The organism is Nosocomiicoccus sp. HMSC067E10 (assembly GCF_001810835.1).
In the GTDB taxonomy this organism is placed as follows: Bacteria; Bacillota; Bacilli; order Staphylococcales; family Salinicoccaceae; genus Nosocomiicoccus; species Nosocomiicoccus ampullae_A.
The window spans coordinates 1-14,309 of the sequence record NZ_KV802764.1 but is presented as its reverse complement, the minus strand read 5'-3'; the positions used below and the strand labels follow the sequence as shown (position 1 = coordinate 14,309).

Here is a 14,309-nt window from a genome sequence, read left to right as displayed (position 1 = left end):
CTTATGGAATAATGAGTTCTTGACCAACTGTTAAGTTGTTTCCTGAAATACCGTTCGCGCTTCTTATTTTCTGGATGTTTTCTTCTGTACCAGCTCCGTAATATTTAAGTGCAATTCGGTATAAGTTATCTTGCGCAGTAACAACGTGTGTCGCTCCGACTTTTTTCTCTTCTTCTTCTTTCTTTTTAGCCTCTTCAGCTTGGCGTTCACGTTCTCTTTCTTCAGCTGCTTTTTGTTCGGCCTTCTTTACGTCAGATTCTTTCTTAGACGAGATGACTGATTGACCAAGCTTTTCAAGACTTGCGATTTGTTCTTCAGAGTATTTCGCTGGCAGATTACCATCTTTATTTGAAGCGACTTCTTCACCGTCTTTATTATCTTTACTCTTTTTATTAGAGTTACTATCTTTGTTTTTTGCAAACTGCTTTTCTAATTCAGCTTTTTTACTTTCAAATTCTTTGTCAATTTGTCTCGTGTTCTCTTCTTTTTTATCGCTTGCAACAGATTTTTCATCTATACCGTCACCTGAAGGCCAAAAGTTAGAGACAATCATTACACCTAAAACGAGAGTTAACGGAATTAAAAGTGCGAGTAAAACGAGTAGAGACTTTTTATTTTTATTGTTTTTAATTGATTGAGTGTTTAAATGTTTGTTTTTAAAATCTTTTAACTTTGATTTTGATTGCTGCATCTCTTTAGAAAACTGATCACCATATTTCGATGAAGTACTCTTGAAGGATGCTAAAATTGCAGCAATTACAGACTTATCGTCATCTTTTTTAGGTTTGTTTTCTTTTTTATTTTCATTTTTTACAGTTTTATTTTCTTCACGATTATACTTCGCGCTACGGCTGAACTGTTCGTCTACTTTATTTTTTCTAGATCGACGTCTTGTTCGTTCATCTTTTTTTGTATCAGTACGTTTATGCTGTATATCTTTATAAAAATCATCTTTCATAATACATTCCTACCCTACATACATTAGTACTTTTATTATAGTCTTTTTTCCTATACTTTTAAAGGGAATTCGAAAGCGAGGAATTTTTGAAAAGCAATTGGTTGAAAAGAAGAAATAAACACCTTAATATAGTGTTATTAAGAGGTGACAATGTGACGATTAAATATACTATTTCTGACCAGGACACTTGTATTGCTTGTGGAGCATGTGGAGCATCAGCGCCGGATATTTTCGATTATGACGATGACGGGATTTCGTACTCCATACTCGATAACAATGAAGGTATAACACCTGTTCCTGAAGAACTCCTTGGTGACCTTGAGATGGCGTATCTAGGGTGTCCGACAGATTCCATAAAAGTAGCCGATGAACCGTTCGACGGAGATCCGTTAAAGTTTGAATAAAAAAGAGTACTCTGTTTTTAATGAGCTGCACCCCTAAAGTTGGACACTAAAATCCAACTTTAGGGTAGCACATCAGTTTTACAGAGTACTCTTTTCTTTTTGCTTTTTCAGTATTGGAATTAATTTTGTGTGAACGATATAGATGACTACACCGAGTAAAATACCTTTTACGATGTTAAATGGAATGATACCTGCTGTTACAAGTGTTTTTACGTTTTCAAACACTGCACGCTGATCTAAAATCATTCCATATAATGGTAATAAGATAAAGTAATTAAGTATCGATAACACGAACGTCATGAATAGTGTACCGACGACAATTCCCGTTATTAAACTTTTGCTCGTTTTACTTTTAACATAGATAATATATATCGGAATTAAGTAACTAAGTGATGCGAGTAAATTCGCTATCGGACCGATTGGTTCACTGGAAACGAGAAAACCATATATGATAATTTTTATAACTATAATTAAAACTCCGACTCCACCACCGAATAGTATAAATCCTATATAGGCAGGAATATCTGCAATATCAAACTTTAAAAATGGTGGAAAGAATGGTAGTGGTACGCTTATCAGCATGAGTATAAAAGAAATCGCTGATAAAATACTAATCATAATTATTTTGTAAATCTGTGACTGGTTCATAGTTGTTCTCCTTTGCTTAACGTCATAATAAATGTTGTGCCTTTTTCGTACTCGCTATCAACCGTAATTGTTCCTTTATGGCCATTAATAATACTTTTTACGATACTAAGTCCAAGACCTGTACCTTGTTTACCTCTGGTTCTTGCTTTATCTTCTTTATAGAAACGTTCAAATATACGATTTAGCGTTGAAGCTTTCATACCAATACCTGTATCAGATAATGTAATCACTACATGAGTGTTCGTTTCGTCAATGTTTATTGAGATAGTATCTCCGTCTGAAGTATATCTAATTGAATTATCGATTAAATTCGTAAACACTTGGTACATTTTATCATAGTCAAAAGGAACGAGAGAATTATTTAGCCTATTTTTAACTTTAAAGTTCAACTGATTTTTCTTCATTTCATAATCAAATCGCTTCTGTAAATCAGCCATCAACACGTTTAAATCATTTTCTTTAATATTAAATAATCCCGATTCAGTTTCTAACTTATTAATTTCAATTAACTCGTTGATTAAGTGATTCATACGGTCAGATTCTTCTTTAATAATACTTAACATATTCTTTATTTGTTTTGGATCAGTGACAATTTCATCTAGTAATGCCTCAGTATAACCAGTGACCATAACCATTGGAGTTTTTAACTCATGAGATACACTCGATATAAACTGTGCGCGCATCGTTTCTAGTTTCTTCTCATGCGACACGTTACGGATAGTCATCGTAACACCTGTTTTTGACTCTGCATAATTCACAGGTGTGAAGAAAATTTCAATATACGTATCTGTATCTAGCTCTTCAGTAATCGAATAAGATTCAAAGTTTTCCCGACAGCGAATAATACATTCGTTTATTTTTTCTATTAAGCTTTCATGCTGTGAAATCTCTTTGAACCATGTATTACCTTCTTTATTTCGGTAAATTTGACTGTTTGATTCATCAAAAAATACTATACCATCAGAAATTGATGTGAATATTGATTCTCTCAAGTTTTTCTCATACTCGAGGTTATCGATATTTCCTTTAATATCTTCACTCATCTTATTAAATGCAAGTGTCAATTCTCCGATTTCATCAAAATTTTTAACTTCTAATTTTTGGAATTTTCCACTTGCCATTTTTAACGAAGCATTTCTCAAATCAATTAATGGATCAGTAATTCTTTGGATTAAAATAAAAGCAAATAACGTCGTAACGATAAATAATACAAAAGCACTCACTGATATGATCATCGTAATATCACGTATCGATTTATAAATCGGTGACATATCCGAGTATTTTATAAGCATTGTATCTGTATCATAGTACTGCGTCATATTAAGCACTTTTACCATGTAATCGATGTTTTCTTCATCTTTAACGAAAAAAGTATCCTCTTGTAGGCCTTCACTATTTAAAATGTAGTTAAACACAGATCGGTCTGTCTCTGTATTACTCGATACAAATTGACCGTCTTGGTAAATGATTAAGTTCTCTTCAGTAATTACTTTTGTAGATTCAATGACAGGTTCGTGTTGACTGAGTATTTCTTGTTCTATACGCTCTAAATCGTTTAATAGTTTTTGATCGCTACTATTTAGAGCGTAGTTTCTAAAGTAAAAAGCTAAACTAATGGACAATATAATTAAAACTGCGGTTACTATCATGATGATAGTAAACCACAGTTTTACAACTAAACTATTTTTAATCGTCATTCTGTAACCACGAATTTATATCCGACGCCCCAAACAGTTTGAATCATTAAACTTGCATCGACAGATACATCATTTAACTTCTCTCTCAAACGTTTAATATGTGTATCGACTGTTCGTAAATCACCGTAAAACTCATAATTCCAAACCTCTTTTAACAGTTCTTTACGATCGAATACTTTGTCAGGATTTTCAGCTAAAAATAGTAATAACTCGTACTCTTTCGGCGTTAAATTTACATATTGTCCATCTACAGTTACTTTGTGTGCGTCGTTATCAATTTCTAGATGCTCATAGACGATAATGTCGCGACTTGATGAATCGAATTTCATATACGCAGTTTGTGATGAACGTTTTAAAATAGCTTTAGTTCTCTGTAACACTTCACGTGGAGAGAATGGCTTTTTAACGTAATCATCAGCACCTGCTTCAAAACCTTCTAATACGTCATTTTCTTCACCTTTAGCAGTTAATAAGAGAATCGGTGTTGACTTATGCATTCTTAGCTGTCTCGTCACTTCAAACCCATCTTTTCCAGGCATCATTACATCTAAAATAATTAAATCAAAGTCTTCATTCAGTGCAAGTTCTAAAGCATCGTCACCATTATCTGCTTCTGTAATTTCATAATCATCTGCTTCTAAATATAAGATGACAAGTTTACGAATTCTTTCTTCATCATCTACAACCAATACTTTACGTTTCGACATTTCGTCACCTCTTTAAGCGTATGAATGTAAGCCAGCGACAATTAAGTTAATTGCGACTAAGTTGAATAAGATTAAGAAAAATCCTGCAACGGCTAACCACGCTGATTTTTCACCTTCGTACCCTCTATTAATACGTAAGTGTAAGAAAATTGTATAGAACATAAACGTAATAAACGCCCATGTTTCTTTCGGGTCCCAGCCCCAGAATCTACTCCAAGCTGCTTGTGCCCAAATTGCTGCGAAGAAAATACCACCTAATGCAAATAATGGGAAACCGATTATTACTGAACGATATCCAATGTCGTCCATTAAGTTTAAGTCGGCTTTATTTGCAACTGGTTTAAGTAATGTGTAAATACGTCTTCTTAAAATGAGTCGTAATAAACCATAAACAATTAAACCGACACCGATAGACCATATTACCGTATTTAATGAATGAGCTTTTATGATCGGTGGAACTTCAATACCTGTTGTAAAGTGCTCTGTACGATCGTATTCATTATTTCCTAAATGCTCAACTGGAATTGAATCTTTATAGTTAATTAAGCTTGGTAAATTATACGTTACAACGGATTCATTCCCTTGCTGATCAACGTAGAAGAAGTCTGCTTCGTATTTCACGACACCGCGCATAAGAACCATCATTAACATAAATGTCACAATGACGATTATAAAATACGTAATTGCTTCTAGAGAAAATGATCTCCAAGACTTTTCATTCTCCGGAATAATTTTTAGTAAATAAATGAATCCCGCAACAGCACTCATCGATAATATCCCGTATGAAATCGTTACTGTTATTACGTGAATTGCAAGCCAGTTACTTTGTAACGCTGGAATAAGTGGTGCAACATCTGTTGAGAATAACGCACCATATCCAAGTAATAATAACGAAATAGGAATCGCAAATAATCCAAAAACTTTCGTCTTATAGTAGTGATACGTTACTAAGTATCCAAAAATTAGCATGATAGAGAACATTGCAATAAATTCAAAAAGGTTTGATACTGGCGCATGTCCAGTTGCAAGCCATCTAAACACAAAATATGCAAGCTCTAGTACAAATGCAAGAGTAACGATCCAAACTGCTATATTCGCGTAACGCGCTGATCTTTTAGAGCTAATACTCATACCAAGTGGTACGAGTGATATGAGTAATAAAATAAATCCTATATAAATTGAGATGTTACTTATTTTTAATAGTAGATGATCGGTCATAACCATTATCCTTTCATTCGTTCGTTATGAACTTTTGAGTCGCTATCTTCTACATAGCCTAAATTATACTTATCGAGTGCTTCATTAATCTCTTTTGTAATACTGTAGTAGTTACGATTCGTATGTGCTGCAAGTGTAAGACCATTATCAGAATTAATCCAAATACGTCTATGGTTAACATATGAACCGATAAACACACCGATTAAGAAAATAACAAAACCTGCACCGATTAAGAACATCGTTTTATCTTTCTTAAGTGTTAATACACTAACAACTTCGTTTTCCATCGATACAAATTTAATACTGTATTTATTATCTTTGGAAATATCTGTCGTATTCTGTATTTGAATGAGAGAATACTCTTCGCTACCTTCACTATCATTAACTTCAAATAAGAATGCAGGATTTCGTGGAACAGGTGTGTTAGAAATTAACGTTCCATTATTACCAACTCCAGCATAGTCTGGTGCAAATGATCTAAGTTGAACTTCAAAGTCATTTCCATCTTTACCTTTAACTTTATACGTGTCTAAATAATCTTTTAACATAATCTCAAAAGGTTCAGATAAAACATTCCCTTCTTTATCTTGAAGTTCAAACGTCATCGACTTCATTGCAGACATATCAAAACTCGATTGGTATAAGTGATAACTATCATATATGAACGGATGATTGACTTTTATTTCCGCTTGATCTATTTCTTTTAAATCAGGCTCTGAACCGACGATATCTGCTGATTCATTTTCATAAAACGTAATGTTCGTTTGATAGTTACTTGCAAGTTCTCCTTGCGTGCTTAAAGATTTGTCAAACACTGATCCTGAATCTTTATCGTACGTGTCAATGATAAATTTGTCGTTACGAATATAATATTGACCACCTGTACCTGGAAGTTGTACCGTCTCTCCTTCAGGTGCATAGACAAGTTCATCTAAATACATTCCAGGGAAGAAGCGAAGCATACTTCCGATTAATAATATAATTAATCCAGTATGGTTAATGTACGGACCATAACGAGACAAACGCCCCTTTTCAAGGAGGTACGAGTTATCTTCTTTGCGAATAATATATTTTTTCTTTTTAAATTCACTAATTAACTGATCAACATCATCATTTGCTACATCTTCATTATGTAGGTATATTCTTTGTCTTTTGTAGTATGAAGGGTGTTTTTTAACCCCTTGATTATATAGTGTTTTAAATAATGGTACTCCACGGTCGATACTTGCCGCAATAATAGACAATGCGAGCATTGCATTTAATAGTAAGAACCACCATGAAGAATATAAGTTATGCAATCCTAAACTATAATATAATTTTCCAAACGAACCATAGTTTTCATAGTAATAATCACTTGCATTTACACCGACAGGAATAAAGTATTCTTGTGGTAGAATCGTTCCGATTGCCGATGCGATAGCAATTAACGCGATAATAATGACACCGTTTCTAATGGAAGTGAAAAATATCCATATTTTATCGAATAAAGAAGACGATTTTACTTTAGAACGAACTGCACTTCCATCATAACGCATGACATCCTTAATTTTCTTTTTGTCATAATCTTCATTAATCAGTAATCCACATGACTGACATAATTGAGTCCCCGGTGGATTGAAATGTCCACAGTGCGGGCATTTGATTGAATCATTTTCGCTAGACATATTATTCACCTTTATCATTTAATGCTTTTATAAAATCTTGTATGTCTTCTTGAGTTAACTGATATTCTTGTTTTTTAACAATTTTATTATTTTTATCAACAGCAATCGTCGTTGGTAAAGGTCCAACGTTATAAGCTTTAGTTACGCTACGATCACTATCCATAGCCATTCTTAAGTTGACTTCTTCTTCAAGGCTGTTTAAGAATTGATTTATTTGTTGTTTGTTTTCTGAAACATTGACTGTAATAATCTCATAATCACTACCATCACCTAAATCGTTCGCTTCACTTAAGTGTGGTATTTCTTCACGACATGGTTTACACCATGTACCCCAGAAGTTGATGATGACTCCTTTTTCTTTAGTGAGTTCATATAGATGTATGACCTCACCTTCTGTTGTTTTCAATTTAAAATCTACAGCGGTATCTCCGACTTTTGTCGATTGATTTTTCGATGAAAAATTGAACCACAGAGTCACAGCAGTTAATACAACGATTCCGATAATAATCGTTATACGTATGATATTACGTACGGATCTACTCAATGAACGCTCCCCCCTCTTTAATATCTTATATATATTATAGCATTTATAGTATCTTGTTTTTGACAGAACTATGACAATTAAACTACTTCGAAACTGCTTTTGCATGTCCGACTAATTGTTTAACTTCGTGAGGTGTTAAGAAACGATATTCACCAGTCGGAACTCCTTCGATTGTTAAGAAATCGTAGCTGATACGCTTAAGTTTAATTACTTCTGCATCAAAGTATTCAAACATACGACGGACTTGATGATTTCTACCTTCAGTAATTGTTAATTGTACAATCATATCCATATCTTTTTTATCTCGAATTACTTCAACGATTGCTTTAGAAGTTTTTCCGTCTTCCAGCATAACTCCGTTTTCTAATTCTTTAAGTTCTCTGTCCGTTAAACTTCTATTTATTTTTGCACGGTATGTTTTTTCTACCTCATAACGTGGATGGGTCATATAATTTGTAAATTCTCCATCGTTTGTGAGTAATAAAATTCCCGAAGTATCGTAATCTAGACGACCAACTGGATATATGCGCGTATTTAAGTGGTCGAACTTGTCTACAACCGTACGACGATCTTTATCGTCACTTACTGTAGACACCTCTCCAGTCGGTTTATGGTAAAGAATATAAATGGGCGTTTCATTTTCAATTGGAATACCATTAACTTCTACTTTGTCTTTATCAGTAACGAACGTTGCAAGTTCTTTACATACTTTATCGTTTACTTTTACTTGACCATCTAATATTAATTGTTCTGCTTTACGACGGGACGTTATACCTGCATCTGCAATTTTTTTGTTTAATCTAACTTTACTCATCATTTTCTCCTTTTAACTGATTAAAGAATAGTTCGATATGTTCATCTTCTTCAATTTCATCGGCACTTGGTAAATCTGTAATTGTCTCGAGACCGAAAATCTCTAAAAATGTCTGTGTCGTCTTATAAAATGTTCGGCGGTCATTTTCAATGGATACACGTTGAATCAAATTCTTATTTAAAAGTGTCTGAATTGGACCGTCTGGAGATACACCTCGTAACTCTTCAATCATACCTCTTGCTACTGGTTGATTATACGCAATGATAGACAATACTTCCAAAGCTTGGTTTGACAATTTATTACTTGGACGTTCCTTTAATAACTTTAGAATGTATTCTTCAACAATCGGAGTCGTTTTTAAATAATAAATGTCTTCATGAACGAGAATATTTAAGTGTTTTTTATGTTTGTTGTATAACTCTACAGAATGTTCTAACTCATCTTTTGTAATTGGGATATTTTTAATTAATGATGACTCTTTCACACCAATGTCTCCTGCGATATAAAGCATCGCTTCTACGATATCAATTTTTTCTACACTCATTATGCTACGTCCTTTAATTTTATAAATGTATATTCATCGTTATTTTTTTCGAACTTAAATGTGCTTTGGCTAATACCTTCTAACAGCGTTAGGAATATTTGAACGACTTGATATCGTTTTACGCCAGACGAAAACATTTCTTCTAACGTTAATTCATTCTGATTTTCAAACCGTTTTTTTAAAAAGAGTGTCGCTTCCTCATGTGTATACGATTCTGTTGTAATAAAACTGTGTGTATTTTGAACGTCAACTCTTTGTCTTACTTTGTTATAAGCTGTAATGAGTTCTTCTAGGGAAATAGAAAATGTATCACTCACTTCGACTTCTTCAAATTCATGAGGTGCTTTCACTAAAAATTGTTCAGCTGCTTCTTTTAGTTGCTTTAACTCCTCAGCATACATTTTATAGTTCTGATACTCTAGCAATTGTGAAATTAACTCTTCACGCGGATCTTCTGTATATTCTTCAAGTGGCGGTTCAGGTAAAAGCATCTTACTTTTAATTCTTAAAAGTTCGCTCGCCATAACTAAATATTCACTCGCAACGTTAATTTCAAGCTCTGTCATCTGCTTAATATAATTCATATATTGTTCCGTTAAAACTGCCATCGGTATATCATAAATATCAATTTCTAACTCTTTAATAAGATGAAGTAATAAATCGAGTGGTCCGTGAAAGACGTCTAACTCTACTTCATAATTTTTCATAAGTTCACAACCTATCTTTAATTAAAAAAGACTAAACGTGACGTTTAGTCTTAGACGACGTATATCCAGTAAATGAAACCCCAAATTAACGAGACGATCAATATAAATAGAAATACAAATACTTTTGCCTTATCCATCTATTTTATTTCTCCTAAAAAGCTATTACCATGTGTACTAAATTGTACATTAAAATTGTCTGCAATAGTAGCAGCTACATCACTAAAAGTTTTACGGTCATTTATTTTTTTGTAATCAAACTGCTTTTTTGAAGTTACAATTAATGGAACATACTCTCGTGTGTGGTCTGTACCTGTAAATGTTGGATCATTACCGTGGTCTGCAGTGATAATCAGTAAATCATCTTCTTTTAATTTACTAAAAATCTCTGGTAAACGGTCATCGAATTCTTTTAATGCATCCGCATATCCTTCACTATCTCTTCGGTGACCATAAACTGCATCAAAATCTACTAAGTTAGTAAATGATAGTCCCTCAAAATCTTTATCCATAACATTGAGTAATTTATCGACACCATCCATATTATTTTTCGTACGAACCATATCAGTAATACCCTGACCGTTGAAAATATCATTTATTTTACCGACGGCATATACTGTATAATCGTTATCTTTTAACGCATCTAATACAGTCGGTTCAAACGGACTGAGTGCATAATCGTGACGATTTTCAGTTCTTGTAAATTTACCTTTACCTTCTCCAATGAATGGTCTTGCAATTACGCGACCAACTAAAAACTCATCGTCTAATGTCAGTTCACGGACCGTTTCACAAATCTCATATAATTCATCGACAGGAATGACCTCTTCATGTGCAGCAATTTGAAGTACAGGGTCTGCTGAAGTATAGACGATTAAATCACCCGTCTTCATATGGTATTCACCGTAATCATCGATCACTTCAGTTCCTGAATATGGTAAATTACATACGACTTTACGATTCGTTTTTTCTTCTATTTTTTTGATAAGTGCGTCAGGAAATCCGTCTGGATATGTTTTAAATGGTGTTTTAATGTTTAAACCTGCAATTTCCCAATGACCAGTCATCGTATCTTTTCCACGTGATACTTCACTCATCTTCGCAAAAAATGCATTTGGTTGTTTAGGACAATTTAATCCAGGTAATTCTTCTATACATCCTAGACCAAGTGATTCAAGGTTTGAAAGATCTACTGCTTTAGATTCTAACGTGTGTTTTAAAGTGTGTGCTCCTTTATCACCAAAGTTTTCAGCATCTTTAGCTTCTCCTATTCCAACAGAGTCTAATACGATTAAATGAATTCTTTTAAACATAATTAACCTTCTTCCTTTATTTTCGCGGATGAAATTTGTCATACATTTCTTTCACTGATTTTTTAGAAAGATGTGTATATACTTGTGTTGTTGAAATGTCTGTATGACCAAGTAGTTCTTGAACAATTCTTAAGTCTGCACCATTTTCAATTAAATGTGTTGCAAAAGTATGTCTGAATGTATGTGGTGTGACATTTTTTGAAATACCACTCAGTAAATTATACTTTTTAATCATCTTCCATACGCCTTGCCTTGTAAAACTATTACCACGATTTGTTAAAAATAATGCATCCGTATCTTTATCTTTTAGTAGATTGATTCGTATATCGACTATATATTCTTGTAATAACTCTGCGACGTAATCCGTAATTGGGATAATACGTTCCTTTTGGCCTTTACCGACAACAGTAATAAAACCCATTTCACTATTTACATTGATCGTATTCATTGAAATGAGTTCTGAAACACGGATACCTGTTGCATAGAGTAGTTCCATCATAACTTTATCTCTAATGCCTGACGTCGTAGGTTCCGGTGTATCTAGTAGCTGTTCCATCTCTTCAATCGTTAAACTGTCAGGAAGTGATTGTTCGATTTTTATACTACTCAAAAGTGCAGCAGGATTTTTATCTGTTTTCCCGTCATTAATTAAATATTGATGGAAATTTCTTAACGTTGACTGGAGTCGTGCAAGTGTTTTCGAGCGTTTGCCTTTTTCTTTTTCTTCTTTTAAAAAGTTAATGATATCAGTAGAAGAAACTGTACTAAAAGTAAGGTCTAATTTGTCTAAAAAATCGCGATATAAATTAAGGTCTTGTGCGTAAGAGTCTAAAGTACTGTTAGAAAGACCGCGTTCTATTCTTAAAAACGACAGATAATCTTCTATATCTCTTTCGTTATTTTTCATTAATGTCTTCCTTCATTTGGCATTCGTGACATACACCGTGAAATGTCAAACGATGATTCAGTACTTTAAAATTAAACTCGTGTTCGACGATTTGTTCAACGTCATATAAAAGATCATCTTCAACTTCAATAATCTTTCCACACTTTACGCAAATCAAATGATGATTAAAGTGCTTTTCACCAGGCTCTTTAAAATCATACCTTGAGACACCGTCGCCGAAATTTGCTTTAACAATAATTTTTAGATCACATAGTAATTCTAATGTACGATATACAGTTGCAAGACCAATTTCAGGATACTTTTCTTTAACGCGTTGAAACACATCTTCTGCACTTAAATGTTTACTGTTATTTTCAAGTAATACGCGTAACGTGACTTCCCTTTGAGGTGTCAGTTTATAACCTGATTGTTGTAACTGTTCTTTAACTGTTTTCAATTTAGTTTCCACTTGCACCACTCCGATTTTCATAGTTAATTATACTAGAAATGGTGCTTATTTAAAATAGTTTAAATAAAAACGACTGTTTTATGTTCTTATTTATAATTGTTTGAATATAAAACGTGTTGAACTGCGATTAACGTTTTCGCATCTCTAAACACGTTTTCTTTCATTAAGTGTTCTAGATCAGTTATTTTAATTTTTTCAATTTCTAAAAATTCATCTTCATCTAATTTTTGTTCTTCAAGCTCTAATTGATCTGCTTCAAATAAATAGATGATTTCATTAGAAAATCCTGGAGATACATAAAACTCTTGTAAATATTGAACCTCTTTAGCGACTAGACCCGTTTCTTCTTTTAACTCTTTTATAGCTGTTTGTTCAGGTGTATCTTTCGGTTCTATCTTACCAGCAGGAATCTCTAATAAAACTTCTTCTGCCGCAATTCTATACTGTTTTACAAAATACATATATCCATCGTGCACAGCGATAATTCCTACTGCACCTTGATGATACACAACTTCTCTACTACTCGTTTCTCCGTTTGGTAATTCAACATCGTACACAGTAACATCAATAATTTTTCCTTTATAAATATCTTTATGCGATAGTTTCTTTTCAACTAATTGATCATCATTTTGATTCATCTTGTATTACCTCACTATATTCAGTAGTTAAATTGAGTTATACTTATTTATATATAATATTGTAAACGTTAGGAGTGACATTTTGAAATATTTTGTTACTAAAGATAAGCAATCCATTTCACAATTTGCACTAGGTACGATGAATTTACCACTAGATGACCGTGAAGAGTTAAGTGAGATTATTAGATTAGCATTTGAGTCCGGTATTAACTACTTCGATACTGCGGACTTATATCAATATGGTAAAAATGAAGCTGTTATTGGTTCAATTTTATTCGATTACGGACAGTTTTTCGAATATAATATCGGAACAAAAGTAGGTAATGAATTTGATGCAGCACTTCGTGAAAAAATTAAATGGAATCCAAGTGCAGAATATATTAAACATGCTGTTAGTCAGTCAAAACTTCGTTTATCACGCGATGTGATTGACTTATTAATGTTACACGGTGGAACTGTTCACGATAATATGGATGAAACAATCCGTGAGTTTGAATCATTAAAAAGAAAAGGCGACATTAAAAGTTACGGTATCTCAACTACGCGTAAAAATGTCATTGACTACTACACTGAAAATAGTGATATATCAGTACTGATGGCACCACTAAACATTATCGATAATCGAAGTGAAGAATATCTATCTGACGACTATGTATTTTTAGCCAGAGGTCCGTTAATGCAAGGACTCCTCACTGAAAATTATGATGTAGCACTTAAAACAAAGTTTAAACATGGTTATATGGGATATTCACAGGATGAATTAAGAGAAATTATATTAATGATCAAAGAATATGGCTACCCTCTTGAAGCTATCGCTTATAAATATTTAATGAATAAAAATGTCGTAATCGTACAAGGTGTAAGTACTGTTTCTCAGCTCAAGAAAAACTTACGCCATTATGAAACAGCAAAAACTATACGAGACGAAGTAATTGAAGACATTTGTTCTAAAGTTGAGAAGAAACATTACAAAGAACATAGAGATCCAAAAACAGTTACACATCAAGAAGATAACGATAAAAAGAATGTTTTGAAGAAATTACGTAAAAAAATAAGTCAGCCATAAAAAATGTTGTGCTACCCAAAAGTTGGACTTTTGGA

16 protein-coding genes are annotated in these 14,309 nt (G+C 33.2%); 2 read left to right on the top strand and 14 right to left on the bottom strand.

Annotation, left to right across the window (positions count from 1 at the left end; all coding sequences use genetic code 11):
• Window position 1: 1 nt before the first annotated feature.
• Window positions 2-958, bottom strand: coding sequence for a LysM peptidoglycan-binding domain-containing protein (locus HMPREF2767_RS04155; RefSeq protein WP_070622710.1), 957 nt, complete (start codon window positions 956-958; stop codon window positions 2-4).
• A gap of 152 nt (window positions 959-1,110) precedes the next feature.
• Here HMPREF2767_RS04155 and HMPREF2767_RS04150 point away from each other — a divergent pair, with 152 nt between their 5' ends.
• A complete protein-coding gene (locus HMPREF2767_RS04150) occupies window positions 1,111-1,362 on the top strand; it encodes a ferredoxin (protein ID WP_102167314.1) in 252 nt (83 codons plus the stop codon).
• Window positions 1,363-1,440: 78 nt separating this feature from the next.
• On the opposite strand, the gene HMPREF2767_RS04145 is transcribed toward HMPREF2767_RS04150, so the two are convergent.
• From HMPREF2767_RS04145 to HMPREF2767_RS04085, 13 genes are all read right to left on the bottom strand, one after another.
• A complete protein-coding gene (locus tag HMPREF2767_RS04145) occupies window positions 1,441-2,010 on the bottom strand; it encodes an ECF transporter S component (protein WP_070622709.1) in 570 nt (189 codons plus the stop codon).
• Window positions 2,007-3,707, bottom strand: coding sequence for a HAMP domain-containing sensor histidine kinase (locus tag HMPREF2767_RS04140; RefSeq protein WP_070622708.1), 1,701 nt, complete (start codon window positions 3,705-3,707; stop codon window positions 2,007-2,009). The genes HMPREF2767_RS04145 and HMPREF2767_RS04140 overlap by 4 nt, the downstream gene beginning before the upstream one ends.
• A complete protein-coding gene (locus HMPREF2767_RS04135; protein WP_068128401.1) occupies window positions 3,704-4,414 on the bottom strand; it encodes a response regulator transcription factor in 711 nt (236 codons plus the stop codon). Before HMPREF2767_RS04135 ends, HMPREF2767_RS04140 begins: the two co-directional genes overlap by 4 nt.
• A 12-nt stretch (window positions 4,415-4,426) precedes the next feature.
• Window positions 4,427-5,632: a c-type cytochrome biogenesis protein CcsB gene (gene ccsB, locus HMPREF2767_RS04130; RefSeq protein WP_070622707.1), complete on the bottom strand. Its 1,206-nt coding sequence runs from the start codon at window positions 5,630-5,632 to the stop codon at window positions 4,427-4,429.
• A gap of 5 nt (window positions 5,633-5,637) precedes the next feature.
• Window positions 5,638-7,296 carry a cytochrome c biogenesis protein ResB gene (locus HMPREF2767_RS04125; RefSeq protein ID WP_070622706.1) on the bottom strand — a complete coding sequence of 553 codons (1,659 nt, stop codon included), beginning with the start codon at window positions 7,294-7,296 and terminating at the stop codon, window positions 5,638-5,640.
• Between the two features lies 1 nt (window position 7,297).
• Window positions 7,298-7,840: a redoxin domain-containing protein gene (locus HMPREF2767_RS04120; RefSeq protein WP_070622705.1), complete on the bottom strand. Its 543-nt coding sequence runs from the start codon at window positions 7,838-7,840 to the stop codon at window positions 7,298-7,300.
• Between the two features lie 82 nt (window positions 7,841-7,922).
• Window positions 7,923-8,654 carry a pseudouridine synthase gene (locus tag HMPREF2767_RS04115; protein ID WP_070622704.1) on the bottom strand — a complete coding sequence of 244 codons (732 nt, stop codon included), beginning with the start codon at window positions 8,652-8,654 and terminating at the stop codon, window positions 7,923-7,925.
• A complete protein-coding gene (scpB, locus tag HMPREF2767_RS04110; protein WP_070622703.1) occupies window positions 8,647-9,198 on the bottom strand; it encodes an SMC-Scp complex subunit ScpB in 552 nt (183 codons plus the stop codon). The genes HMPREF2767_RS04115 and scpB overlap by 8 nt, the downstream gene beginning before the upstream one ends.
• A complete protein-coding gene (locus HMPREF2767_RS04105; protein ID WP_068128390.1) occupies window positions 9,198-9,905 on the bottom strand; it encodes a segregation and condensation protein A in 708 nt (235 codons plus the stop codon). Before HMPREF2767_RS04105 ends, scpB begins: the two co-directional genes overlap by 1 nt.
• Before the next feature lie 137 nt (window positions 9,906-10,042).
• Window positions 10,043-11,215, bottom strand: a complete 1,173-nt coding sequence (gene deoB, locus HMPREF2767_RS04100) for a phosphopentomutase (RefSeq protein WP_070622702.1) — start codon at window positions 11,213-11,215, stop codon at window positions 10,043-10,045.
• 16 nt (window positions 11,216-11,231) lie between these two features.
• Window positions 11,232-12,122 carry a site-specific tyrosine recombinase XerD gene (gene xerD / locus HMPREF2767_RS04095; RefSeq protein WP_068128387.1) on the bottom strand — a complete coding sequence of 297 codons (891 nt, stop codon included), beginning with the start codon at window positions 12,120-12,122 and terminating at the stop codon, window positions 11,232-11,234.
• Window positions 12,112-12,570 carry a ferric iron uptake transcriptional regulator gene (locus HMPREF2767_RS04090; RefSeq protein WP_070456491.1) on the bottom strand — a complete coding sequence of 153 codons (459 nt, stop codon included), beginning with the start codon at window positions 12,568-12,570 and terminating at the stop codon, window positions 12,112-12,114. The genes xerD and HMPREF2767_RS04090 overlap by 11 nt, the downstream gene beginning before the upstream one ends.
• Window positions 12,571-12,656: 86 nt before the next feature.
• Window positions 12,657-13,208, bottom strand: coding sequence for an NUDIX hydrolase (locus HMPREF2767_RS04085; protein WP_070456489.1), 552 nt, complete (start codon window positions 13,206-13,208; stop codon window positions 12,657-12,659).
• Between the two features lie 82 nt (window positions 13,209-13,290).
• Between HMPREF2767_RS04085 and HMPREF2767_RS04080 the strand changes: the two genes are divergently transcribed.
• Window positions 13,291-14,274, top strand: coding sequence for an aldo/keto reductase (locus tag HMPREF2767_RS04080; protein ID WP_070622701.1), 984 nt, complete (start codon window positions 13,291-13,293; stop codon window positions 14,272-14,274).
• Window positions 14,275-14,309: the final 35 nt, after the last annotated feature.